This window comes from Bacillus coahuilensis m4-4 (assembly GCF_000171615.1).
GTDB classification, from domain to species: Bacteria; Bacillota; Bacilli; order Bacillales; family Bacillaceae_K; genus Bacillus_T; species Bacillus_T coahuilensis.
On record NZ_ABFU01000066.3, the window covers coordinates 1 to 24,989 of the forward strand.

Consider the following 24,989-nt stretch of genomic DNA (forward strand, 5'->3'; position numbering starts at 1 on the left):
AAGCCTCCTAATCCTTCTTACAAATAGAATAATAGTAGTAATAATGAAAGCTAACAGTCATACTCATTAAATGCTATATCTGGAGCAGGAGGCTCCGCAAAGGTTAAGGCATAGTTATGTTTAGAGCTACTTAATAGAAGAATGAATGTTGGTAAGGGGACTATTATATTCATATTATCTCCTTTAAACTCCACTATTGAATTATGAATATTTTAACCGAAATGAACAAATTTAGGTATAAATTATTTATTGATGTTCTATCACTAAATACAGACTTTTGAACTGCTACTCATGACAGTACCATACCAGTAGGTGTGTAAAGTACTAAGATTTGCACGAACAATAACTTTCGATCCCTGTTCGTTTTATCTATGATTCACGTTGTAAAGAAGATTGAAATTTGAAATAATTAAAAGAGCAATGAGGAAGGATGGATGAGAATGAACACGTTACAATGGGCAAAGGAAATGGATCAGCAGGATCCGCTAAACAAGTATCGTGAAGAGTTTTATATAGACAACAACAAGATTTACTTTGACGGTAATTCTCTTGGTTTATTATCGAAAAGAGCGGAGAGTGCTCTTTACAGTGTCATGGAAGCATGGAGGACATACGGGATAGATGGATGGACCGAAGGGAAACAACCATGGTTTTTATTTAGCAGAATCACTTGGGAATAGAATGAGGTCTCTAGTAGGTGCTGATGAAGGAGAGGTTGTGGTCAGTGGATCCACTACGGTCAATATGCACCAGTTGGTGTCTACTTTCTATCAGCCTAGGGAAGGAAAGACGAAGATCCTAGCGGACCATCTAAACTTTCCAAGTGATATTTATGCATTAAAAAGCCAGATAGCTCTAAAAAATTTGGATGACAAAGAGCATTTAATTCAAGTAGAAAGTAGAGATGGATATACATTACATGACGAAGATATTGTGAACGAGATGACAGAAGATGTAGCTTTTATTGTTTTACCTAGCGTTCTGTATCGGAGTGGGCAAGTGTTAAATATGGAGCGACTAACAACAGAGGCACATAAAAGAGGGATCCTCATCGGTTTTGATCTTTCTCATTCTATAGGAGCTATTCCACATGAATTGAGTAAATGGGATGTGGATTTTGCTTTTTGGTGTAATTATAAACATCTTAACGGTGGTCCTGGTAGTACAGGAGGGTACTATGTGAACAAGCGACACTTCGCGAAGGTTCCTGGTCTTGCTGGCTGGTTCAGTTCGGATAAATCCAAGCAGTTTGATATGAAGCATGAATTAGAACCAGCCTCTGATGCAGGAGCCTATCAAATTGGTACGCCTAATCTGCTAAGCATGGCACCTATTATAGGGTCCTTAGCCATGTTTGAAGAAGTGGGGATGGGAGCCATTCGAGAGAAATCTCTTAAGCTTACAGGCTATTTGATGAGCTTAATAGAAACCGAGCTAGGTGATGATCACTTTACGATTTGTAATCCTAGAGAGGACGATAGTCGAGGAGGTCATATTCTCCTTCAGCACAACGAGGCAGCAAGAATTTGTAAGGCATTAAAAGAGGCGGGAGTTATTCCGGATTTCAGATCTCCAAGCGTTATCCGGTTAGCACCTGTTGCCTTATATAATACGTTCACTGAAGTCTATCATTGCGTGGAAATTTTAAAAGACATTATGAAGAACGAGACCTATAAAAAGTTTGAGAACAAGCGAGGGGTGGTCGCGTAATGGAAAAAGGTAGATGGAAGGATATCTCTCAGGTTTTACAAAATGACATTCCACATTGGCCAAATGATACGCCGTTTACATATGAAACGAGATTTACTAAAGAACAAACAGGGTCTGTGAATGTTGGAAGAATTACGAGTAGCTTGCATACAGGAACTCATATAGATGCTCCGTATCATTTTACAAATGATGGGGAAAGAGTGTTGGATTTAGATATCAATCTATTTATTGGACCTGCAAAAGTGATAGACGTCTCTCTCTTTAATTGCTTAGATGTAGAATTACTTCGTTCCTTTCAGTTAGAAAGGGGAACGAAGAGGGTGTTGCTAAAACAACTAGTGAAGATGCACCAACAACGTTTCCTAAACAGATTCCATTGATTAAGCCAGAGGTCGCACCATACCTTGCCGGACTAGGGGTCATCTTACTCGGGGTTGATTTACCATCCGTTGATCCATTAACTAGTAAAGAGCTTCTAACCCATCATGAGCTTAATAAAAACGGTATTCATATTTTAGAGGGTTTGGTATTCGCCGATGTGGTGCCAGGAGATTATGAGCTGATTGCCTTACCTTTACCGATTCAAGATGGAGATGGTAGCCCAGTGCGCGCTGTCATTCGTCCATTAGGAAAAGGGGATGAGGAGAATGAGTAAGGACCCAAGAGTAGAGAATAGCATTCATACAGATTTTACTCATCATATGACGTACGGAGAATATTTGCAGCTGGATAAAATAGTAGATGCACAAAGTAGCCGGTCTGGCCATCATGATGAAATGCTTTTTATCATCATTCATCAAGTAAGTGAATTATGGATGAAACTTATTTTACATGAAACAAAAGCAGCGATTCTTTCCATTGAAGCGGATGATTTATCAACTGCTCAAAAGCGGTTGGCACGAGTAAGTAAAACACAAGCTCAGATTATTCAAGCTTGGGATGTACTATCTACGTTAACGCCATCTGAGTATATGGAATTTAGAGATTCACTTGGCCAAGCTTCTGGTTTTCAATCCTTCCAATATCGAATGATTGAATTTATGCTTGGGTATAAAACACCTCATGTATTAGAAATTTATAAAAAGGACTTAGTTTTACATCAGCAATTGGAAGAAGCTTATAGAGAAAAAAGCATCTATGATGTAGTCATTCGTGCTTTACATAAAGCAGGAATTCCGATAACTGAAGAAGTGTTAGAACGAGATGTGACGATAAGTTATCAAGCAAATCCTAGTGTACGTGATGCATGGATGAGAGTGTATCAACAAACGGATCAGTACTGGGAGTTATATGAGCTTGGAGAGAAGCTTGTAGATATAGAGGATTGTCTACAGCAGTGGCGATTTCGCCATATGAAAACAGTAGAAAGAATTATTGGATTTAAAAAAGGGACCGGTGGATCTTCTGGAGTGGGCTATTTAAAAAAGGTGTTAGACCAACGTTTTTTCCCTGAGCTTTGGGATATTCGAACAGAATTATAGAGAAGTATATGAGATGTCAACAGGAGGGTGGCTTAAAAGGTCGTAAAAATACGATTTTTATGAGTCATCTCTTTTCTTTTTGTAAATTGAATTGGGTATAAGATAATAAGAATAAGATTTTATTCTTTTTTAAGTACATAATAAATGTGATGAGATAAATTTTAATAAAAGTGTGATGAAAGAGGTGAAAAGCTATCATAATTCTTTATTTTTCTGTTGCCCTTATCGCAACCGTAATTGGTGCCTTAGCAGGAGGTTGGGGGGAGGCATTATTATTAAACCCGTTCTAGATCTTATTGGGAGAGATTCTATTGGGATGATTAGTATTTTATCTGCCTCCACTATTTTTTCCATGTCAGTAGTTTCGCTAATTCATGCTCTAGTAAGTAAGAGAAAGGTCAATCTCAAATTAAGCCTTCTTCTTTCAACGGGTGCAATTATGGGAGGGGTAATAGGGAAAAAACATTAGATTGGCTAGTAGAATATGATGAAATAAAAGAGTTGATTGGAAATCTTCAATCAGGCATTTTAGCCTTCATCATGCTACTTATACTCGTATATTTTTTAAATAAGCAAAAAATAAATTCGATGAAAATAAATAAGTCCTCCATAGTTTTATTAGTTGGTTTAGTGTTAGGGGTTCTATCAGCATTCCTATCTATTGGTGGAGGTCCATTAAATATTGCCATTTTGTCATTACTATTTGGCATGAGAATGGAAGCGGCAGTGATCCATTCCATTCTCATCATCTTTTTTCTCAAGGTGCTACTGTAATAACAGCATTTTTTTCAGGGAAGTTTGCGGGAGTAGATTGGCCTATTTTAGTCACAATGGTTATCGGTGGCCTGTCTGGTGGATTCATTGGATCTTGGCTGTTAAATCGGTTACCAGAAAATGTTTCAGAGCGATTATTTAGTTTAACTATATTTTCTTTAGTTCTTCTCAATGTATTTAATCTATTCTTCTAAAGTTTAGTCTGATTAAGACGGTTTATTTCTTGTATATGGGGAATAAGTAATACTAACATCGTTCAATGCTGAGAATTACTGGAGGTATTATAGATGAAGGAAGAAACTCACCCAGATTACAGAAAAGTTGTCGTCATGGATACAAGTAGTTGCAATAAGTTTTTAACAGGCTCTACGATGGAATCAACTGAAACCATTGAATGGGAGGATGGCCATACATATCCCCTCGTTAAAGTGGAGGTCAGTTCAGATACTCACCCCTTCTATACAGGAAAACAGAAATTCTCTGACCGTGGTGGTAGAGTAGAAAAGTTTAATGAAAAGTTTAATATGAAAACTGAAAAAGACTAAGAGGGAGGTGTCCAATAGCTATTATGGGCACCTTTTTCGTGAACGGATTACGAACGGCTATGTCTTACTGGAGGAATAAAATTGACAGGATGTGAAAATTGATTTAAAATTATCTCGAATTCAAGATAATTATTGGGGAGGGACATTACTTGAAAACTTTAGGTATTCATCATATATCAGCAATAGTTGGTCACCCTCAAGTCACAATAGATTTTTACGCAACGGTACTTGGGTTACGTTTAGTAAAACAAACGGTTAATTTTGATGATCCTAGTACGTATCACCTTTACTTTGGTAATCAAGAAGGAGAGCCAGGCACAATCATTACGTTCTTCCCATGGCCAGGAGCCAGACAAGGAATGATAGGAGACGGCCAAGTGGGGGTAACTTCCTATGTGATTCCGAAGGGAAGTAAAGAGTTCTGGAAAAAAAGATTAGCCTCTTTTGATATAAAAGTTGAAGAGACGAATAGATTTGGGGAAGATTATCTGCAATTTAATGATTCACAAGGCTTACAGCTGGAGTTAGTTGAACGCGCTGACGGTAAAAAGAATACATGGGAATTTGCTGGAGTGTCTTCTGATGCTGCGATCCAAGGATTTGCTGGAGCTATTCTTTTTTCTTCCCATCCGTTTTCCACTGGAGAACTTTTACACACTGGAATGGGCCTTCAAAAGATTGGAGAAGATGCTTATTATACTCGGTATCGTTCAGAAGGAAGTATAGGGAACGTAATAGATGTAAAGAAAATTCCAATGGGTAGAGGTCGCTCCGGTGCAGGGACTGTTCATCATCTTGCGTTTCGAGCGAAGGATGACCAGGACCAGCTTCAATGGAAAGAACACATTGAACATCTGGGATACGTGGTAACTCCTGTGAAAGATCGAAACTATTTTCATGCGGTCTATTTTAGAGAGCGTGGAGGATTACTTTTTGAGATTGCAACGGATCCACCTGGTTTCACACAGGATGAAGATATAGAAGCATTAGGAAAAGCGTTAAAACTTCCTCCGCAATATGAAGAGAGAAGAGAACAAATTGAGTCTATCCTGCTTCCGATTGAAGTAAAGGACCATATAAACTAGAGGAGGTTTCTCAATGAAGTACGTCTATAAAGAAGCGAAAGACCCTCAAAACCCATATTATTGTTGCTACATGGTACGGGAGGGAACGAGGAAGATTTACTTCCACTTGCTGAAATGATTGACCGTGACGCAGGAGTGTTAAGTGTGCGTGGAAGTGTACTAGAAAATGGAATGCCGCGCTTTTTTAAGAGACTTGCAGAAGGAGTGTTCGATGAAAAAGATTTAATTGAACGAACAGACGAGCTGTATGCGTTTCTCGACCACATTGCAGATGAACAAGAGTTTGATCGCAACAGAGTGATTGCGATAGGTTACTCAAACGGAGCAAATATTGCAGGTAGCCTATTATTTCATCATCCCCATTCTTTAAAAGCTGCGATTCTTCATCACCCAATGGTTCCAAGAAGAGGAATTACGATTCCTAATCTAGAGTCTACTCCTGTTTTTATTGCAGCGGGAACAAATGACCCAATTTGTTCTCTAGAAGAATCGAAAGAGTTAGCCGATCTCCTTAAAGGAGCAGGTAGTGATGTGACTTTACATTGGGAACACCGTGGCCATCAGCTAACGCTTGAAGAAGTCAAGGCAGCGAAGGAATGGTATGATCAATTGAATTTTTAAACAAAAAAACAACCAAGACTACACGGTCTTGTTGTTTTTTGTTTAGTTCGTTAGATTTTCAATGACTAATTCTTTTATAGGTAAGAATTCTTCTCCTGTGTTTAAGGTAATGGCGCGAATTTCGTCCCCCTCTTGCAAGTAAATGGATAAGGGGTTGGATTCGGCAGAGACGACATAGTTACTCCCGTTATCAAGTAAAAAGTACACAAGAACATAGTCCCCAGAGGTTTCCTTGAACACACGTGTAACGTTTCCAGTAATGCTAAGTTCTTCAGCATTAGAGCTGCCATCTACACTACTTCCTCCACGTTGTAATGCGACTTTGTATTTCTTTAATGCCTCTTTTGGCGTGGTAGCATAGGCAGAAATTTCTGGATTAGCAGCAGATACTATAAAATAGTTTTGAAAAAATCCATTGGAATCTAGCACTGGAGTTAGCCAGCTTGCTTCTCCATAAAAGTTGTAAAGAATCGGCATTTCCCCAGACCATTTCTTCTCAATAAATTTCTTTTCGATTATCTGAAGAGCTCCATAAGAATCCATGTACGATTCTTCTAAATTACCTGTGTAATACGTTGCTTTTCCTGTTCTCCCATTGGTTAAAGAGTAGCCAAGCATGGAATCTACTCCTTCTTTAGGGCTTGTAAAGTCAGTAAAGTAATACATCTCTCCATCTTCCATAAAAACAGGACTGACATTCGCTTCCGTACCTTCGTCTGATGGAAGCTTAACATTGGTTTTACCAAATATACTATTCCAATATCCTTCGATATAATTACCATAGTAACTATTTTGCAGGCTAACAGCTTCAGGAGAAATGGCTCCATCAATAAATTCTGGCGTCTCTTCAAATGTGTAAGAGGATACCTCACCAGAGGATGGATTGATCATAACGATTCCTAAAGGTGTAAATCCGTTTCGTGCACTAATAAACTCACCGTATGTTTGAATATAAAAAGGCTCTCCTTCATCGTTGATTTCTAATTGTACGTCTCCATAGAAAATTCTCTCAGGGTACGCGTTTCTAATTTTTCGGTCAACATTTTGGTGGAAATAGGAGGATGGCGTAAAAGTCATAGGTGTATCCATAAATACTGGGTTAGACGATGTATCGGTTGCACTCATGGTAAAATACCCAGGTGTTTCTTTTCCTTTTATCCATTTAAATAATCCTGAAAATTCAACTGGTGCAATGTACACGTATTGATCGTTCACATTTTGAATTTGTAGGTTTCCAAGTTCGTAATAGCTTGTATTTGGTACTTGACCAAAAGCCTTTTTCATTTTATTCCGTGCAAATTGTGGAGGGACACTTGCTGGTGTCACACTCTCATCAAACGCTTCGATTTCAACGTCTTCCTTCATTTTAGCTTGATTGAATTTTTCATCAGCATTGAAAAGGAATGCTGTAAGTAGAAAAATGGAGAAGATTAAAGTGCCTAAAAATAAAATCCCTTTCACGATTCGTTCTTTTCCAGTAGATAGAACGGTTCCTATAATAGTAGCAGTGAGAAGGAAGAACCAAATGGAAGAAACGTTTCGATCTAGATTGGTTAAATAGTACACTCCAAAAATGATGAAGGTAAAGATTAGTGCAGATCCTATCAATTTAAATAAGGAGAATGAAGATGGACTTTCCTTAGTAGATTTATGAAATAGTGGAACAGTAATGAGAGTAAGTAAAATAACCAAAAATGACAGAGAACAACAAAAGTGAACTCATAAAAATCTCCTTTCTATATGTGAGTGTAGTTGTATATACGAAATGGAAATCGAAAAGTTTCATTTCGGAGGAAAATAAAAGGAAGAAGCATATAGCTTTCTTCCTTTTATCCTTTAATAAGGGTCAGAAGGATGTCCTTTTTCTTCCGCTTCTTTAACAGCTGCTTCCATTTTGTCCACAGTCTTGTGATGTTCTAATCCTTCTTTTACTCGTTTACCATAGTCTTCGTCACATTGTGTGAACATCTCTATCATTCGGTCTTGAATTTCTTTTCGACAGCCTGATAAATTGTCAACTAAGTTTGAAATTAATTCTGAACGTTCCCATTCCTCAAATCGTCTATATGTTTCGCCAGCCTGACCGAAATTGTTTTCTCTGGAGATTTTTACTCGTTTTACATTGCCTTCTACATAAGGTTCATGTTCTTTTCCAGGGTTTTGTGCTTCTTTCAACCCTCCGATTAAGCTCGGTTCATAATTCACATGTGGATTTTGATTGGAGCTAAAGTTCGTTCGGTAATCCATTTGCCCTGCTTCTTGATTTGTAGCCACATGTTTTTTTGGCCGATTGATTGGAAGTTGTAAGTAATTGGAGCCGACTCTATAACGCTGTGTATCAGAATAAGAATATGTACGTCCTTGCAGTAATTTATCATCAGAGAAATCAAGGCCGTCCACTAAAACACCAGTTCCAAAAGAGGCTTGTTCTACCTCAGCGAAGTAATTCTCAGGATTCTTATTCAATACCATCTTTCCAACAGCATACCAAGGGTAATCCTCTTTGTACCATAGCTTTGTTGGATCAAGGGGATCAAAATCTAACTCAGGGTGTTCTCCGTCTGGCATAATCTGAACGTATAACTCCCATTCAGGATAGTCCCCATTTTCAATCGATTCGTATAAATCTTGAGTTGCATGACTATAATTCATACTTTGAATGTGATCGGCCTCTTGTTGTGTTAAGTTTTTTATCCCTTGCTTCGGTTCCCAGTGATATTTTACGAGAACCCCTTTGCCTTCTGTATTTATCCACTTGTAGGCATGTACGCCAGACCCTTGCATATGTCGATAGTTTGCCGGTATACCCCAAGGTGAAAATAGAAACGTAACCATATGCATGGACTCTGGTGTTTGGCATAAAAAATCAAACATTCGTTCAGGGTCAGATAAATTCGTTACGGGATCAGGCTTAAAAGAATGAACCATATCTGGAAATTTAAGAGGGTCTCGAATAAAAAAAATTTTCAAATTATTTCCAACAAGGTCCCAGTTCCCATCTTCTGTATAGAACTTAACAGCAAATCCACGTGGATCCCGTAAGCTTTCCGGAGAATGTCCACCATGTACCACTGTTGAAAATCTAACAAAGACAGGTGTCTCAATATCAGTATTGGTAAACACTTTAGCTCGTGTGTAGTTTGATAAGGGCTCTCCGTTATATGTTCCGTACGATTTAAAATAACCATGTGCTCCTGCCCCTCGCGCATGGACAACGCGTTCAGGAATTCGTTCTCGATCAAAATGAGAGATCTTCTCTAAGAAATCATAGTTTTCTAGTGTGGTTGGCCCTCTGTCTCCTATCGTCCGTACACTTTGATTGTCCGTCACAGGATGACCTTGCCGGTTCGTTAATATATCTTCCTCAAAAAGTTGCTTATTTTCCTCAGTCACTAAAGGCACCTCCTCATACGTAATAAAATTATACGAATAGTATTATTTCCATTATTGGATAATATATGTAATCTATATTTATCTTGAATTAATAGAGCGAAAAAGGTAAACTGGACGTAATTGTATAGTTTATCAAGAGTGAAGGAGAGATCAGGCTCAATGAATTCACAGCAACCTGCATGCTCATACATGCAAGGTGCTTCTACCTGCAAAGCATTTAGCTTTGGGTGATAAGAACGTTCTAGGCTCTTTTGCATCCATTGCAAAAGAGTTTTTTTATTGTAGCTCTGCTTATCATGCAGACCGTTTTCTACTGTATAACTCCAATCAACAGGTTGGAATACAGCAAGAATAAACATGACCGGAGCCTTCATGTAGAAAAAGGAGGAAATACATCAGTGAATGCAAATGGAAGGATTAGAGGATACTTAGCTCACCATATGAAGTTAGACTCATTTATTCAACATGTTTCATCCTCAGTAAATAGGCAACTGCAAGAATTAGATTCATCAGCAGAGATGGTAGTGGATATAGGATATAATTTTGTCTTGTTTTATGGAATAACAAATGAAAAAGTATTTCAAAAGCTACTTACCCATCAAGAAGCAAACCTCTTAAAAGCAAGAGGAAGTTATTTATTGGACCGAAGTATTTGGGAAGAAATTCGAAAAGTGAATACAGAGATTTGCCTCACGTCACACTACTTACAAACCGTATTTAGTCAACTTCCTAATTCAGAGTAGAGGAAAGGCTTAAAGAAAGACTTTTCCTTATTCATTTTGATATAATGAGGTCAAAATCTGAAGAAATAAGGTTATGTATTTGGCTGACGGAGGGAATGACGTGAATACTATTAATCGTATTGGTCAAGCATTGATAGATAGAAAATACGAGATTGTAAGAAATCTTCATCAAGAATTAGTGGGATTAGTGGAAGATTCTGAAAAGCTTCGTATTATGGAAGAAATGCAAGATGAGATTCTAGAAATGAGAGCCGAACTGGTCAACATTTTCGGTCAAATTATTAGAGATCAATCTTCTCAACAAGAAAGAGAGCATTTAATTGAACAATGGGGTGCCCAAACTGGAGAAACTATTTATCATTTAGGTGCTCATTTAGATGAAGCCTTATTTGAAACAAGATTTTACCGAAAACATATATGGAATGTACTGAAAGATGAGATTCAACAAAATGGGGTATCCATAGAAGAAATAGTTGAGATATCCGAAATCTTTCATCCTCTATTAGATCATGCAGTCTATTCATTTAGTTTAACCTTCGTTAAATTTCACCAACAAGCTTTATCCAATGCGAAGTTAGCATTTTTGGAGTTATCTGTACCGGTTGTTCCTGTTGCTGAAGGTGTAGCTATATTGCCTATCATAGGTACAATTGATACTGAACGTGCAAGACTTCTGATGGAAGAAACGTTACAATCTGCGACTAAATTACATTTAAACAAGCTCATTATTGATCTGTCAGGAGTCGTAGTAGTAGATACGATGGTGGCGGACCAACTATTTAAAGTTGCCTCAGCTCTAAAATTATTAGGAGTAGAAATTATTCTTACGGGTATTCGTCCTGAGGTTGCTCAAACGGTCGTATCATTGGGCATTCAATTTGAGAGTATTGTAATTAAAGCGAATCTTAAAGAAGCCATGTCAATCTTTGTTAAAGACGGACGTGTGGGGTAATCTATAAAAGTAGAGATCTTATTGATCTCTATTTTTTTCGTTTTCATTCGACCGGGTGTCAATGGATTGACCAATTGCGGATAATACAGACCCAACCGCTTGTATCCATGAACCCACAGCATTTAGTTCTGATGTGTCTTCATCTCTTTTTAATTCAATGAATCCAGCAATGGATTGAATGCTGTTACCTATCGTTTGCAATAAGTTCCCGTACAGGTTTAGAACTTGAACTTCAGTTGGAGTTTGTCCATAAACAAACGCTACGCTTATTCCACCTCCTAAAGCTTGTAATAAGTTTCCCTGTATATTTAATAACTCTTTTCGAGTCTCACTATAATGGAGTAATAATCCTACCAATACGGTTGAATTACCGATGGACTGTACAGCATTCCCTACTGAGGATAAATCTGCTGGTACTGTCGTATCTACAAGGACAGCATTCCCAGTAGCCTGCAATGTGTTTCCAATAATATTTAAGTCCTCTAATAAGATTTCCGGTAAGGGAAGGTTCGGTGTAGAACTAATAGCTGAGGCAATGGTTCCAAATGCTTGGGTCCATGCGCCAAATTCTGCGATTTGTTCAAGATTATGATTGTCCATCTGATTACCGCCTTCTTGATTTCTACTACAGTGTATTCACATACCCTACACAATGTTTCACTTAAATATAAATGTGAACTAGCTAACAGATTAGGATGAAAGGATTAGATTAGACTACATATTGAATAGAGCAAGGAAGTTGGAAAAGGAGCGAGAACAAATTAGAATGATATTATATACAATCACAAGCTGCCATAAGTGTGAAACAGTGAAAAAACGGTTAGACATACTACAAATACCATACAAAGAAATAAATGTTTTAGAACAGGTAAAGTCTGACCAAGAAAAAATTTATATAGATGAAGGGTTACCCCTACTAGTGATAGAAGGGGGGACATTAAATTACGACGCTATTATAGAATGTTATGAAAAATAAGAGGTGTAATGAGTGAATAAATTATTTATGTTGTCTCAAATCAATTTGTTAGATGAATTGCCCCATCATCAACTAGAGGAAATTAATGAGATGACGAGCTCGTCGCCCATAAAGAAAGGGACGATGATTTTAAGTCCCAATCATGAAATGCGCTCTTTATACTTTTTGAAAAAGGGCAAGTAAGGTTATACAAGCTCTCACCAAGCGGAAAAGAGTTTACGGTTGATATTCTAGGACAAGGAAATATTTTTGGAGAGACTTCTAGTTTTTCATTATCTGAAGATCATATTTATGCACAGACCATGGTTGATTCGTATATATGCACGCTATCAAAGGTACGATTTGAAGAACTACTTCGTAAAAGATCAGACCTGTCATTAAAACTAATTAGTATCCTGTCCAGTAAATTAAATGACGTGTACAGTATGAGTGAAAGTATTGCTTATAGGGACGTGAAGCAACGTATTATGGTACTGCTATTACAACTAAGTCATCGTTTTGGTGTTAGAAGCGGGGAATGGCAAACAGTAGGAGTCAAAATGACCCAGCATGATATAGCCAGCATGATTGGTTCTTCAAGAGAAACGGTGAGTTTATTTTTGGGTGAATTAGAGAAAGAAGGGGTTATAAAACGCAAACCTCTTCAAATTAACCCAGCATTAGTAGACACTTTAATGGAAAGTGTATAAGTGTTAGCTATCTAACATCTTTTCAATTTCAGCGAGGATAAAATAGACTTAAAATTACAAGAAGGTGGGAATTAATCATGACTAGTTTACGAGAACAATTTGATGAGAATATTCGTGCATTCAGTGAGCGCGCTCCTAAAGAAGTTGTTGAGCAAATGCAAACAGCCATTGATGAACTAGAGGCATCAAATGCCGGGAAAGGACTTCGAATTGGTGAAAAAGCACCTAACTTTACGCTTCCAAATGCAAAAGGTGAGAGCGTTACATTGTATGAAGTGTTAGAAAGAGGACCAGTTATCTTAACCTTTTATCGTGGAGGTTGGTGTCCATATTGCAATATGGAATTAAGAGCCTATCAAGAGAAACTGGAAGAAATTCACAACGTGGGTGCAGAGCTTATCGCCATTAGTCCTCAAACTCCAGATGAATCCTTAACTACAGCAGAAAAAAATGAGCTAGCTTATCATGTATTAAGTGATGAAGGAAATGTTGTGGCAAATGATTTTAATTTAGTCTATTCTCTACCGGATTATTTAGTGGAAATCTATAAAAGTTTTAACTTAGATCTTGTGAAGCACAACGGAAATGATGAGTGGTCACTACCTGTAGCTGCAACCTTTATTATTAAAGAAGATGGTACCATTCAGTTTGAATACAGTAAAGCGGACTATAAGGACCGTATGGAACCTTCTGAAATTGTAGAAAAAGTAAAAACATTATAAAACAAAAAGCTCGAGCTTAAATCATGAAAAAGGATTTTAGCTCGAGTTTTTTAACATTGTTAGTCGTTATATGGTGTACCAGGCGGTATATATGGAGGAGGTATTCGCAGCCATCCTCTTCTTTTCAATACATTCTTTAATGTTGCAGCGTATTCCATTAAATTAATTTGAATGGAAATGAATAAGAGACCAACATCTGATCGAATAGACTGCGACATGGATTGAGCGCAGAAGGAGATAGAGGCTGCTACTTTCACAGAGATTAAGTTGGCAATCTCATCATCTGTTAATCTCACGCCGTTTGGAACAGACATCGGATTAGATTCGGGTTTATTTGCATTGGATAATGGTAATGGTACCCCTTCTTTTACAAGTAAATCCTGTATCTTAATTGAATCTTGATTGCTTCCTTTAAGGGCATCTTCAAGTAATGTAATTAAATCTGGATCATTTGTCGTGTTTAGCCCGATTTGATAAAGAGAATGAGCTTCTTCGAAAGCAGTAAAAGCAGTCCATAAAGCCATGACTTCTCCAACGTGCAGGGGAGGTTTAGGCTCTTCATCTGTAAAATTCTTAACTAATTCAGTGAGCGCTTCAACAACATTAATCATTCTCCACCTCTATTTACTAAGACATTATTCCTAGTTTTCATCCTTTATAGAAAATTATGCAGACATTGATAAAAAAAACAAGAAGCTTTTAGATTCTAGCTTCTGTTTTCCATTGAACTATTTAGTGGAGAGGTTGTAAAGGCCGTGATGGTTGAACGACTAGAATAAATGGTATGTAGAGCATCGAACGCTTCGTTTGTCTCTGTTCCTTCAATGACTATTTTAAAAGTACGCTTATCTTTAGATGTTAGGAAATAGGATACTAACTTTGGTAAAGAAGATAATGCGATCTTTTTATGTCGTTCAATAAAATAAATATGACCATTATAATCCTTGGCAAAGTGATAGAGCTTTAAAACTTGCTGCATGGATAATGATTGATTCATTGTCACTTTTCTAGAATAGATTTCACTCATTGTTTTTGACCACCTTAATGGATTAGTTATTTATCTATACCTCCAAAAAGGGAAGATGAAACCAGTTTAATTGGAAGAAAAAATGAGCCCTATTGTGGACTCATTTTTTAGCTTGTGCTTTCTTTTTATTTATAGCAAGTTCTTCAGCGTATTCTTCTTGAGATTTACCCTGCTTTTGACTTTCTGATTGAATCTTTTTGAACTTGTTATCATTCAAATTAGGCAATCCTTTTCACCTCCTAGTCTACATATGTATGTAGTATGTGAAAAGCACATGAACTGTATTCAAAAGAGTGAATAGTAGTAACAGAAATGTGTTTGTGTCTATAATAAAGCTAAAATGAATGGAGAAGAGGGAAAAGTGGTTGAAAATAAGAAAAATGGTAGCGTGTTTCAGCTTTTAACCTTAATAAAGATAGCAGATCCACCCAAAGCATTATTTAGCATTTCATTAATGTTAAGTATCATAACGACTGTTGCAAGCTTAGCCATTCCATTATTAGCTAGCAGATTCATTGATAATTTTTCGCTAAGTGCTTTAAATACAGGGCTAATCATCTTACTAATTGTAGCTTTTTTTATTCAAGCTTTAGCTGGAGGTGTTTCAGTATACATATTAGCCAAAGTTGGTCAGCATATGATTGCGGCCTTGCGAAAGGAGCTTTTAAAAAACTTCTTATACTTCCTGTTAGCTATTATGATCACCATGAAACAGGAGATACAGTCAGCAGAATGACGAATGATACTGGAATCATAAAGAACTTGATAACAGAGCATCTAACTGGCTTTATAACAGGAATTATTTCTGTAATTGGAGCAATTGGTGTCTTATTCTATCTAGATTGGCCTCTTACGTTAGTGATGTTTTCCATTATACCCGTCGCTATTCTTATATTACTGCCAATTGGCAAGAAAATGGCAGACATATCAAGAGGATTACAAGCTGAGACGGCGTCTTTCTCGGCTGGGCTTACAGGGGTATTATCTGAAATTCGATTAGTAAAAGCTTCTAATGCAGAGGATATTGAATGGGAGCGAGGAAAAAAGGGATTAAAAATTTATATTCATATGGTATAAGAGAAGGCGTTATACAAGCAATTATGAGTCCCCTTGTTTCTTCGTTAATCATCGTCGTTCTTGTGCTCATTATAGGGTTTGGTGGTATACGTGTAACTTCAGGAAGTATGACGGCAGGAGAACTGGTTGCCTTTTTTATTTATTTGTTTCAAATTATCATGCCGATTACTCAAATCGTGGTGTTTATCACACAGTTTCAGAAAACAATTGGTGCTACGGAGAAGATTGTCTCCATTTTAGAGTTAGATGAGGAAAAACTTACTGAAGGGAGAGAAGTTCACCAAGCAGAAGGGCCTCTTGTTCTCGATTCTGTAGAATTTGGATACTCTTTTGATGAGATCACCTTAAAGGATATAAATATTGTGGCAGAAAAAGGCAAGGTAACGGCCATAGTAGGTCCAAGTGGAAGTGGAAAAACGACTCTATTTTCTTTAATTGAACAATTTTATCCTCCGATTAACGGAAGGATCTTACTGGGTTCTGAAGAAATTTCATCGTTTTCTTTGAAGTCTTGGCGCAAAATGCTTGGGTATGTATCACAAGATTCTCCTATTTATTCTGGTACTATTTTGGATAATATAACGTACGGATTGTCAGAGAACGTTACACAAGATCAAGTAGAAGAGGCTGCAAAAAATGGCCTATGCCCATGACTTTATTATGGACTTGCCAAAAAACTATGAAACAGAAGTAGGAGAACGGGGAATTAAGCTTTCAGGTGGACAACGTCAACGAATTGCTATTGCACGCGCTTTACTCCGTGATCCAGAAATATTAATGCTGGATGAGGCAACATCTAGCTTAGATAGCCAATCAGAAATAGTCGTGCAGGAAGCATTGAAAAATTTAATGAATGGGAGAACCACTATCGTTATCGCTCATCGACTTTCCACCATTGTGGATGCAGATCAGATCATTTTCTTAGAGAAAGGGCGAGTGACAGGGAAAGGTACTCATACTGAATTGTTTGCTTCTCATATGTTGTATCGTGAATTTGCAACACAGCAACTTCGTATAGGAGAGAAGTCAAAAGAAGCGACAAACTCTCTTACTAAATAAGAGTTTGTTTCTCTTTTAAAATGGGGAATGGTTCAAAGAGGAACAGAGGAGGAGGAAACGGGAATGTTTAGTGAATCAGTTGTGGTTATTACAGGAAGTGCTAATGGGATTGGAAAGGAAGTAGCAAGGCAATATGCAGAGCAAGGAGCAACTCTCATATTAGTTGACAGAGATCATCTAGGATTAGCTAAAATGGTGAAACAGTTGAGGAAGCAAACTGAGGTTGCAGAGTACTGTATCGATTTACAGAACGTTTCTGCCATTACAGAGACTGTTGAAAAAGTTGAGAAGAACTTCAGAAAAATAGATATATTAATAAATAATGCGGGTATTTCAAGGTTTCAGTCACCTTATGAGTTATCAGAGAATGAGTGGGACGAGATTATTGGTACGAATTTAAAGGGTTCTTTTTTTATGGCTAGGGAATGCGCTAAAGTGATGAAAAAACATGGTGGTGGAAAAATTATAAATCTTTCATCTACGAGAGCGTTAATGTCAGAGCCGGGTGGAGAGGCATACGGAGCCTCTAAAGGAGGTCTTCTTGCGTTAACGCATAGCCTAGCAATTTCTCTAGGGTCAGATCATATTCAAGTAAATTGTATTAGTCCAGGATGGATCCATACAGGGGATTATGAAGAATTATCCACTCAGGACCATCAACAGCATCCTTCAGGAAGAGTTGGGAAACCTAGTGATATTGCAAGGGCCTGTTTATTTTTAACCAATCCAAACAATGATTTTATTACAGGTGAAAACATAGTGATTGATGGTGGAATGACAAAGAAAATGATATATGGTGAATAAAATAAAAAAAGCTGATTTCAATTATATGAAATCAGCTTTTTATTTCGTTAAATGGTTGGTGGTGGTGTAAAGCCGTCTTGATGGTTATCATCATCCTCCTGAGTAAAGGTGGATGGTGTTTGCTTAGTCACAGACGTTTTTTCAATTCTTTTATCTAATTTAATTAAATATTTTTCAGCAAAATCACGTCCACCTAATCCGAATGCTAATCCGAAGGCTAAGGCTACTCCGCCAAGGATTAGCATAAAGGCTAATTGAACAATACTTTGTGCTACTTGTAATTGATCAAGTCCCATAAATACACTTAATGCAATAATCGCATATTTACTAATTACACCTAAAATCTGTAAGTCTCCTGTTAATATGGAAGATACTATTCTTTCAACAAACCCACCAATGATGATTGCTGCACCAACAATTAGTACAGCTGCTATTACATTTGGTACATAGGCAAGAACTCCAGTAGCAATCGTAACTAAAAATTCTAGCTCTACTAATTGAAGTGCTTCGACTGTGAACAGAAACACAATGAGTATTTGAGTGAGAGTTCCAATCAATGATGACAGAGAGAAACGGTTAGTTCGTATGTTTAGTTGATGAATGAAGGAATCTACTCCCACGTTTTTAAGTAAGCTAGAAACAAAACGAGCAACGAAACGACCAATGTAGATACCAGCAATAATAAGGATAACTGCCATAACAATATTCGGTATCTTAGTGAACACGTCTTCTAACATGGAGATAGCAGGTTCTGTTATTCCATCTAGTTGTAGTTGCTCTAGTGCTGTAATAATAACAGGAATTAAAATCAGAATATAAACAATATAACCTACTATTTTAGATAAAGGGTTGGACTCAGTAAGCTTGTTTAAGCCCAATTTCCTAGCCCACTGATCTATCCCCAACGCTTGTAAAAAGTTAGTAACAAGATCTCTTACTAACTTTGCGATAAACCAACCAATCACCACTACGAGGAATGCAGCAAGAAGATTAGGAATAAACGCTAGAAAATCTTGTAGCATGTTTGAGAATGGACCAGATAGTCCTTCAATTGATAAGGCTGATAGAATACCAGGTAAGAATACGAGAAGAACTAAGTAAAATACGACATTGGCAACCTGATCAACAATTGAAAATAATTGTTGGTCGTTTGTGATGAATGATGATTTCTTAAGAGCTTGAGAAACTCGTTGAGATTTGCCAATTCGTTGGATTATATTTTTAACACCACAGCAACGATCCATGCAACTAATAGGATTAGAGCAGCTTTAAGTAGTTGAGGAACGAAGCTTAAAATAGTGCTGAGCATTTCTGCAAGGGGACCAGCAAGAATGGTTAAATTTAATAAATTAAAAAACCAAATAAATACAAACAAGAGTACAAACAAGTACACAATTTTACTAATAATTTTTCAGAAGACCATTTTCTATCTCGTTTTGTATTTGGATCAGATTGTCCTAATAATTTATTGTCCCATTTTGTTCGTTTTAACAGGTTAAATACAGCTTTTTCAATAATCTTTGCTACAATCCACCCAATAATTAGTACTAGAATGGCAAGTAATAACTCTGGTAGTCGACTCGCATAATCCGCCATTTCAAATCTCCAGTAATTGTCCATACAATCTATCACTCCTTATTCATTTGTCAAAAAACGTTACCCCTCAATTTTTATCCATAAACTTCTTATGCATGAATTTTAAAGAATCGCATGATTGAATTTCCCTTTTTGGGGAATATAAAGCATGAGACAAGAAGAAATAGGGGGATTCGTATGGAACTCACTCACCAACAACGAATAGAACTTCATGGATTCAATAATTTAACCAAATCTCTAAGCTTTAATATGTATGACATTTGCTACACCAAAACAAAAGAAGAACGAGAAGCCTATATTGATTATATTGATGAACAGTATAATGCAGATCGTCTAACAAAAATTTTGACAAATGTTTCAGATATTATAGGGGCTCATATATTAAATATTGCAAAACAAGATTATGAACCTCAAGGGGCTAGTGTGACCATCTTAGTTTCTGAAGGACCTGTTGATGATGCTAAAGAAGAAGCGTTTAAAGAATCTCCAGGACCTGCTCCAACAGCGGTCGTAGGTGCACTCGATAAGAGTCATATTACCGTTCATACGTACCCAGAGTATCATCCAGATGATGGGATTAGTACGTTTCGTGCAGATATTGATGTGGCGACTTGTGGAGAAATATCTCCATTGAAGGCCTTGAATTATATGATTCAATCCTTTGAAACGGATGTTATGGTCATTGATTATCGAGTAAGAGGATTTACTAGAGATGTGAGTGGACATAAATTATTCATTGATCATGAAATTAATTCTATTCAGAATTACATTCCAGACGATGTGAAAGATCAATATAATATGTTCGATGTAAATGTGTATCAAGAAAATCTGTTTAATACGAAATGCAAGTTAAACCAATTTGACTTGGATAACTATTTATTTGGTTATACGAAGGATACTTTGTCGAAAATAGAACAAGAAGAAATCAGTCACAAACTGAATAAAGAGATGGATGAAATATTCTACGGAAAGAATATGTCATAGATTTTGGTAAACAAACTCGTCTTAAAGGCGGGTTTTTTTATTCATCGACATAACCTATTAATTATTAGAATTTTCATTTATATAGTTAGTGTAAACCATTCTTAATTGAATATAGCTACAGCAATAAAAATAAATAGCATGAAAAAAATGATGTAGTTATGGTCATTATCTGCGCAATAAGTTTTACTAATAAAATTTATTGTACACATAATATAAAATATTCTGATTAAATGTTAATTTGTTCGATAGAAATCTACATAAATTTTTACAATTATACCTATGAATGTTAAAAGTAGATTAACATGTCCACTCTATGATAATGGGTGTAAGAAACAAAGAGGAGGAAATAAATTGAAAAAACAATGGGGAAAAAAAGTAGCGCCAGTTGTTGCCGCGTCCGCTTTAGCCTTAACGAGTTTAATTTCAGGCTCAACGGATGCTTCAGCAAAAAAAGAGGTCCAGCTTAAGGGAGAAACCGGTGTAAAGAACATGATTATGGTCATTGCAGATGGAGCTGGACAACCATTTTACACAGCCTACCGATATATGAAGGATGATCCGTCAACTAAGGATCTTGAAGCAACTGTGTTTGACGATTATTTTGTAGGAATGCAAACTGTGTATGCGCATGATCATGAGGAAAATATTCCTGATTCTGCAGCTACGGCTACAGCAATGGCGTCAGGAATTAAGACTTACAATGGAGCTATCGGTTTAGATGTTCATGGGAACGAGGTTAAAACTGTTTTAGAGCAATCTAAAGAAGAGGGTCTTTCGACTGGTTTAGTCGCTACCTCTAGAATTAACCATGCCACTCCTGCTGCATATGTTGCTAAAAATAAAAGTAGAAGCAACTACAATGAAATTGCCGATGATTTTTATGACAACATGATAAACGGAGAACATGCTGTTGACGTAATACTTGGTGGTGGAGAGCAGTATTTTAAAAGAGCAGATCGCGATTTAACGAAAGAATTTCAAGAGGATGGATACGGTTATGTTACTACAAGAACTGAATTGATGAAAGATTCTCATGACCAGCTGTTAGGATTATTTGGAAAAGATTTAAGTAAAGCTATTGATCGACATGAAGAAGAACCTACTTTAGTCGAAATGGCGAAAGAGTCTATTGAACGTTTAGAGAAAAATGAAGATGGATTCTACTTAATGATTGAAGCAAGCCAAATTGATTGGGCTGGTCATGATAATGATGTTATTTCCGCAATGAGCGAAATGGAAGAGTATGCAGAGCTATTCGAATATCTTGTGGAATATGCTAAAGAAGACGGTGAAACATTAGTTGTTGCCACTGCTGACCATAGTACTGGAGGGCTTTCAATTGGTAGTGGTGGTCCTTATTTATTTCACGGTGAAGTTTTTGAAGCATTTAAACATACTCCAGATTACATAGCAGGTTTAATTGTGGGTGGAGCAGATGTGGAACAAACTCTTAAAGAAAACATAGATTTAGAGCTAACCTCTGAAGAAATTCAATCGGTTAAAGATGCAGCAGCAACAAAGGATTACTACACGATTGATGATGCAATCGATGCAATTGGTAACGAGCGCGTACGTGCAGGTTGGACAACAGATGGACATACAGGAGAAGAGGTCCCTGTATTTGCCTACGGTCCTCTTTCAGAGCATTATGAAGGATTAATTGACAACACATTTCACGCGGATATGACATTTGAAATCTTAGAACAAAACAAAGTAAATTCGATGGAAGCTGAGGTAACAACTCTTGCTGGTTCAGACCGTGTGGCCACGTCACTAGAAGTATCTCATACTCTATATCCTGATGGTTTCCCAGAAGATCATGGAAGTAAGACAGCGATTGTGACAACTGGTTCTGAATTTGCAGATGCATTATCTGCTGGGCCATTAGCTGCCATGTATGATAATGCACCGATTTTACTAAATACAGGTGAAAAGTTAAATGAAGAAGTGAAAGAAGAACTGAAACGTCTTGGTGCAGAACAAGTTGTTATTTTAGGTGGAACGAAAGCAGTGTCTAAGTCTGTTGAAGATATGATGAAAAAAGAATATGACGTGAAGCGAGTAAGTGGAGCGGATCGATTTAAGACGAATGAAATGATTAATAATGAATTAAAAGATGTGAACGGTGTATTTGTAGCTTCTGGTTCTAGCTTTGCCGATGCTCTTGCTGCAGCACCAATTGCTTCTGCTAACAACTGGGCTATTGTACTTACTGGTAAGGATGAAATTACTTCTGACGCCCTTGATTTTGTTAAAGGTAAGAAAACAGTCGTATTAGGTGGAGAAGCCGTAATCAGTAAAGACGTATACTCTCAAATTACAAAAACAGGTAAAGATGTAAAGCGTATTGCTGGAGAAAATCGTTATGAGACAGTTGCTGCATTAAATGAAGCGTTTAAAGCAGCAATGATATCCGATACAATGATTGTAACGACTGGAGAAAACTTTCCAGACGCATTAGCAGCTTCTGCGTTGTCCGTAAAAACAAAAGCACCAATGGTTTTAGTTGGCCAGTCTGTGAATGGAAAAGTAAAATCGTTCGTAGAAAGTTATTCAAAAGAGAATAAAGTACTTGATTTGTGGGTTGTTGGTGGAACAACAAAGCAAGTTGTTGTAGATGATTTAAAAAATACACTAAAATAAAAACTTTGACATCAAAGAGATGAATTCTCTTTGATGTCTTTCTATTTAGATAAGATTAATCTGAGTGTATTCCTCCTTACCTTTTCAAAAAGATGGTACAATGGGAGAGATACTAATTAATTGGATGTGATTACGATGCAAGTAGAAGTATGGTCAGATTTTGTATGTCCGTTCTGTTATATTGGCAAGAGGCGCCTTGAGAAAGCATTAGAAACGTTCCCTCATAAAATCAAGTTGAAGTCATTTTTAGAAGTTTTGAATTAGATCCTAATGCGCCAAAAGAAGGCAAGCAATCCATGGCAGAAATCCTTGCTACCAAATATCGTGTTAGTCTTGAACAAGCTAAAGGCATGTGTGACAATATGGCGGCTCAAGCGAAGCAGGAGGAACTAGATTATTATTTTGATACGATGATTCCTCGTAACTCGTTTGATGCTCATAGAGTTGTACACTATGCTTCAAAACACGGCAAAATGAATGAGATGTCTGAGAGACTTTTTTATGCTTTTTTCACTGAATCCAAAGATATTGCGAATCCAGATACTCTCGTAACCTTAGCTTCAGAAGTTGGTTTAGATGGTTTTGATGTACTCCGTATGCTTACATCTGATGAACATAAAAAAGATGTTCGGAATGATGAGGTTTTAGGTAGTAAGCTTGGGATAAAAGGTGTTCCATTCTTCATTTTTAATAAAAAGTATGCAGTGTCTGGTGCTCAACCTTTACAAGTATTCCAGGAGGTTCTTGAAAAATCTTGGAATGAAAATAAAGATATTGAAGTAGTAGCTAGTGAAGGAGAACATTGTACGGCAGATTCCTGTGACGTAACAAAAGAATAGAGAGATCAAGAAGGAGTATTTTATTTCATCATAATAAAATATTCCTTTTTTGTCTTATTCTTTGTCAATTATTCTTGCTTAGGCTACACTTTGCTATATTATGAGTAGCTACTAAGGAGGACATGCAGAATGAAGGCATTACTTTTGCACGATAAAGGACAATGGAAAGAAATGAAGGTAGAAGATTATGAAGCTCCACAAGCGAATTTAGGAGAAATTGTCGTAAAGGTTCAAGCAGTTGGGTTAAATCCAGTGGATTATAAAACAGCGACGGGCGGGAATCCAAATTGGAGCTATCCTCATATTCTTGGATTAGATGTGGCAGGTATTGTTACAGAGGTAGCAGAGGATGTTAAACATATAAAAGCAGGAGACAGAGTAGTATACCACGGTGACTTGACGAGAAAGGGTGGGTATAGTGAGTATGCAGTTACAACGGCTCATACTGTCTCTATCATACCAGAAGGGATTTCTTTTGAAGATGCCGCTGCCTTACCGACAGCAGGTTATACGGCGTATCAAGCACTATATAGAAAACTTCATATTGCGAGTGGACAATCCATTCTTATTCATGGGAGTGCAGGTGGTGTTGGCGGCTTTGCTATACAATTAGCGAAGCGAAGTGGACTTTCTGTTATGACTACTGCTTCAAGAGAGAACCACGAGTATGTAAAATCATTAGGGGCAGATTTTGTTATGGATTATAACGAAGTAGATTTTGTGGAAGATGTGCTACGCATGACTGAAAATCGCGGAGTTGATCATGTTTTAGATACGGTTAGTAGAGATAACGCTACAAGGTCCCTTCGTACTTTGGCTTTTAACGGACAGATTGCATTTATTGCGGGGCCACCTGATTTTACCGTGATTAAGCCCTTTACCAAAGCGATTTCCTATCATGAAGTGGCGCTAGGAGCTGCTCATGGAGGAGATCTTGTCGTACAAGAGAATTTAGCTACAATGGGCGATGAATTACTGAAATTAGTAGCTAGCGGTGAGATATCCCCTATGATTGAACAATCAGTACATTTAAAAGAAGTTCCACATGCATTAGAAGCGTTATCGAGAAGGCATGTAAAAGGGAAAATTGTTGCTGTTTTAGGTTTAATTGCAGCTAGAAAGTAAAGCATACTCTCTGTAAGTATGTCATAATAGTAGATGAAACGCTTACAATTAATGGGGGATAGGGTTATGACATTACATTTACGACCTGTCACAGAGGAGAACTTCTGGTCAATAATTAATTTAAAATCAGAAAGAGAACAAGAA

General features: G+C 37.2%; 24 protein-coding genes, 8 pseudogenes and 1 riboswitch. Of the genes and pseudogenes, 22 read left to right on the top strand and 10 right to left on the bottom strand.

Features of this window, described 5'->3' with window-relative positions; translation table 11 throughout:
- Positions 1-50: 50 nt before the first annotated feature.
- The gene (locus tag M44_RS29140; RefSeq protein WP_272941207.1) at positions 51-173 is read right to left on the bottom strand and encodes a hypothetical protein; all 123 of its coding nucleotides are present in this window, start codon (positions 171-173) and stop codon (positions 51-53) included.
- Positions 174-434: 261 nt separating this feature from the next.
- Here M44_RS29140 and kynU point away from each other — a divergent pair.
- The 7 genes and pseudogenes from kynU (at position 435) to M44_RS24090 (ending at position 6,216) form a co-directional block, all read left to right on the top strand.
- A pseudogene (gene kynU / locus M44_RS24075) lies at positions 435-1,710 on the top strand (kynureninase).
- Positions 1,710-2,365: pseudogene (gene kynB / locus M44_RS26510) on the top strand (arylformamidase). The pseudogenes kynU and kynB overlap by 1 nt, the downstream one beginning before the upstream one ends.
- Entirely contained in the window at positions 2,358-3,191 is an 834-nt protein-coding gene (gene kynA / locus M44_RS17695; protein WP_010175755.1) for a tryptophan 2,3-dioxygenase, read from the top strand. Before kynB ends, kynA begins: the two are co-directional and overlap by 8 nt.
- A 540-nt stretch (positions 3,192-3,731) precedes the next feature.
- A pseudogene (locus tag M44_RS30120) lies at positions 3,732-4,159 on the top strand (TSUP family transporter).
- Positions 4,160-4,252: 93 nt separating this feature from the next.
- On the top strand, positions 4,253-4,510 hold the full coding sequence (locus M44_RS17710; protein WP_010175764.1) for a type B 50S ribosomal protein L31: 258 nt from the start codon (positions 4,253-4,255) through the stop codon (positions 4,508-4,510).
- A gap of 149 nt (positions 4,511-4,659) precedes the next feature.
- Positions 4,660-5,595: a ring-cleaving dioxygenase gene (locus tag M44_RS17715; RefSeq protein ID WP_010175765.1), complete on the top strand. Its 936-nt coding sequence runs from the start codon at positions 4,660-4,662 to the stop codon at positions 5,593-5,595.
- A 13-nt stretch (positions 5,596-5,608) separates the two neighbouring features.
- A pseudogene (locus tag M44_RS24090) lies at positions 5,609-6,216 on the top strand (alpha/beta hydrolase).
- Between the two features lie 42 nt (positions 6,217-6,258).
- Here M44_RS24090 and M44_RS24095 read toward each other — a convergent pair.
- Positions 6,259-7,939 (bottom strand): annotated as a pseudogene (locus tag M44_RS24095) (hypothetical protein).
- Positions 7,940-8,052: 113 nt separating this feature from the next.
- Positions 8,053-9,609 (bottom strand): catalase, encoded by a 1,557-nt coding sequence (locus M44_RS17730; protein ID WP_010175771.1) that lies wholly within the window; start codon positions 9,607-9,609, stop codon positions 8,053-8,055.
- 126 nt (positions 9,610-9,735) lie between these two features.
- A riboswitch (SAM riboswitch) is annotated at positions 9,736-9,846 on the top strand.
- 161 nt (positions 9,847-10,007) lie between these two features.
- On the opposite strand from M44_RS17730, the gene M44_RS24100 reads away from it, so the two are divergent.
- Together M44_RS24100 and M44_RS17745 are read left to right on the top strand one after the other, a co-directional pair.
- On the top strand, positions 10,008-10,352 hold the full coding sequence (locus M44_RS24100; RefSeq protein ID WP_010175775.1) for a hypothetical protein: 345 nt from the start codon (positions 10,008-10,010) through the stop codon (positions 10,350-10,352).
- A gap of 100 nt (positions 10,353-10,452) precedes the next feature.
- Entirely contained in the window at positions 10,453-11,304 is an 852-nt protein-coding gene (locus tag M44_RS17745; RefSeq protein ID WP_040365514.1) for an STAS domain-containing protein, read from the top strand.
- 18 nt (positions 11,305-11,322) lie between these two features.
- Here M44_RS17745 and M44_RS17750 read toward each other — a convergent pair whose 3' ends face one another.
- A complete protein-coding gene (locus tag M44_RS17750; protein ID WP_010175779.1) occupies positions 11,323-11,904 on the bottom strand; it encodes a DUF6944 family repetitive protein in 582 nt (193 codons plus the stop codon).
- Between the two features lie 139 nt (positions 11,905-12,043).
- On the opposite strand from M44_RS17750, the gene M44_RS17755 reads away from it, so the two are divergent.
- From M44_RS17755 to M44_RS17770, 5 genes and pseudogenes are all read left to right on the top strand, one after another.
- Positions 12,044-12,280 carry a glutaredoxin domain-containing protein gene (locus tag M44_RS17755; protein ID WP_029326965.1) on the top strand — a complete coding sequence of 79 codons (237 nt, stop codon included), beginning with the start codon at positions 12,044-12,046 and terminating at the stop codon, positions 12,278-12,280.
- Positions 12,281-12,292: 12 nt separating this feature from the next.
- On the top strand, positions 12,293-12,463 hold the full coding sequence (locus tag M44_RS28515) for a cyclic nucleotide-binding domain-containing protein (RefSeq protein ID WP_010175783.1): 171 nt from the start codon (positions 12,293-12,295) through the stop codon (positions 12,461-12,463).
- A pseudogene (locus M44_RS28520) lies at positions 12,439-12,582 on the top strand (cyclic nucleotide-binding domain-containing protein); the annotation flags it as partial. The gene M44_RS28515 and the pseudogene M44_RS28520, both read left to right, overlap by 25 nt.
- Complete coding sequence (locus M44_RS28525; RefSeq protein ID WP_237705334.1) at positions 12,583-12,969, top strand: Crp/Fnr family transcriptional regulator; 387 nt, start codon at positions 12,583-12,585, stop codon at positions 12,967-12,969.
- Positions 12,970-13,046: 77 nt separating this feature from the next.
- Positions 13,047-13,691, top strand: coding sequence for a peroxiredoxin-like family protein (locus M44_RS17770; RefSeq protein ID WP_010175787.1), 645 nt, complete (start codon positions 13,047-13,049; stop codon positions 13,689-13,691).
- 59 nt (positions 13,692-13,750) lie between these two features.
- On the opposite strand, the gene M44_RS17775 is transcribed toward M44_RS17770, so the two are convergent.
- From M44_RS17775 to M44_RS29145, 3 genes are all read right to left on the bottom strand, one after another.
- Entirely contained in the window at positions 13,751-14,302 is a 552-nt protein-coding gene (locus M44_RS17775; protein WP_010175789.1) for a DUF3231 family protein, read from the bottom strand.
- A gap of 95 nt (positions 14,303-14,397) precedes the next feature.
- The gene (locus tag M44_RS17780; RefSeq protein ID WP_010175791.1) at positions 14,398-14,718 is read right to left on the bottom strand and encodes a hypothetical protein; all 321 of its coding nucleotides are present in this window, start codon (positions 14,716-14,718) and stop codon (positions 14,398-14,400) included.
- Positions 14,719-14,818: 100 nt separating this feature from the next.
- Complete coding sequence (locus M44_RS29145) at positions 14,819-14,944, bottom strand: hypothetical protein (RefSeq protein ID WP_010175793.1); 126 nt, start codon at positions 14,942-14,944, stop codon at positions 14,819-14,821.
- A gap of 228 nt (positions 14,945-15,172) precedes the next feature.
- Between M44_RS29145 and M44_RS28530 the strand changes: the two are divergent.
- The 4 genes and pseudogenes from M44_RS28530 to M44_RS17795 all read left to right on the top strand — a co-directional run bounded on the left by M44_RS28530 (position 15,173) and on the right by M44_RS17795 (position 17,658).
- Positions 15,173-15,795 (top strand): annotated as a pseudogene (locus M44_RS28530) (ABC transporter transmembrane domain-containing protein).
- Positions 15,747-16,448 carry an ATP-binding cassette domain-containing protein gene (locus tag M44_RS29150; RefSeq protein ID WP_272941208.1) on the top strand — a complete coding sequence of 234 codons (702 nt, stop codon included), beginning with the start codon at positions 15,747-15,749 and terminating at the stop codon, positions 16,446-16,448. The pseudogene M44_RS28530 and the gene M44_RS29150 overlap by 49 nt, the downstream one beginning before the upstream one ends.
- Positions 16,432-16,854, top strand: coding sequence for an ATP-binding cassette domain-containing protein (locus tag M44_RS29155; RefSeq protein ID WP_272941209.1), 423 nt, complete (start codon positions 16,432-16,434; stop codon positions 16,852-16,854). The genes M44_RS29150 and M44_RS29155 overlap by 17 nt, the downstream gene beginning before the upstream one ends.
- Positions 16,855-16,917: 63 nt before the next feature.
- Entirely contained in the window at positions 16,918-17,658 is a 741-nt protein-coding gene (locus M44_RS17795; RefSeq protein ID WP_010175795.1) for an SDR family NAD(P)-dependent oxidoreductase, read from the top strand.
- A gap of 47 nt (positions 17,659-17,705) precedes the next feature.
- Here M44_RS17795 and M44_RS24115 read toward each other — a convergent pair whose 3' ends face one another.
- From M44_RS24115 to M44_RS28545, 3 genes are read right to left on the bottom strand one after another with little or no spacing between them, the layout of a single operon-like run.
- Positions 17,706-18,902 carry a mechanosensitive ion channel gene (locus M44_RS24115; RefSeq protein WP_010175797.1) on the bottom strand — a complete coding sequence of 399 codons (1,197 nt, stop codon included), beginning with the start codon at positions 18,900-18,902 and terminating at the stop codon, positions 17,706-17,708.
- Positions 18,872-18,967, bottom strand: a complete 96-nt coding sequence (locus M44_RS30125) for a mechanosensitive ion channel family protein (protein WP_237705335.1) — start codon at positions 18,965-18,967, stop codon at positions 18,872-18,874. The genes M44_RS24115 and M44_RS30125 overlap by 31 nt, the downstream gene beginning before the upstream one ends.
- Before the next feature lie 32 nt (positions 18,968-18,999).
- Positions 19,000-19,278, bottom strand: a complete 279-nt coding sequence (locus M44_RS28545) for a mechanosensitive ion channel family protein (protein WP_010175799.1) — start codon at positions 19,276-19,278, stop codon at positions 19,000-19,002.
- Positions 19,279-19,431: 153 nt separating this feature from the next.
- Here M44_RS28545 and speD point away from each other — a divergent pair, with 153 nt between their 5' ends.
- The 4 genes and pseudogenes from speD (at position 19,432) to M44_RS17820 (ending at position 24,845) form a co-directional block, all read left to right on the top strand.
- Positions 19,432-20,238, top strand: coding sequence for an adenosylmethionine decarboxylase (gene speD, locus M44_RS17805; RefSeq protein WP_010175801.1), 807 nt, complete (start codon positions 19,432-19,434; stop codon positions 20,236-20,238).
- A 351-nt stretch (positions 20,239-20,589) separates the two neighbouring features.
- On the top strand, positions 20,590-22,881 hold the full coding sequence (locus M44_RS29640) for an alkaline phosphatase (protein ID WP_010175803.1): 2,292 nt from the start codon (positions 20,590-20,592) through the stop codon (positions 22,879-22,881).
- A gap of 135 nt (positions 22,882-23,016) precedes the next feature.
- Positions 23,017-23,720, top strand: a pseudogene (locus tag M44_RS24125) (DsbA family oxidoreductase).
- Positions 23,721-23,849: 129 nt separating this feature from the next.
- Positions 23,850-24,845: a zinc-binding dehydrogenase gene (locus tag M44_RS17820; protein ID WP_010175807.1), complete on the top strand. Its 996-nt coding sequence runs from the start codon at positions 23,850-23,852 to the stop codon at positions 24,843-24,845.
- The last annotated feature ends 144 nt before the right edge of the window (positions 24,846-24,989 follow it).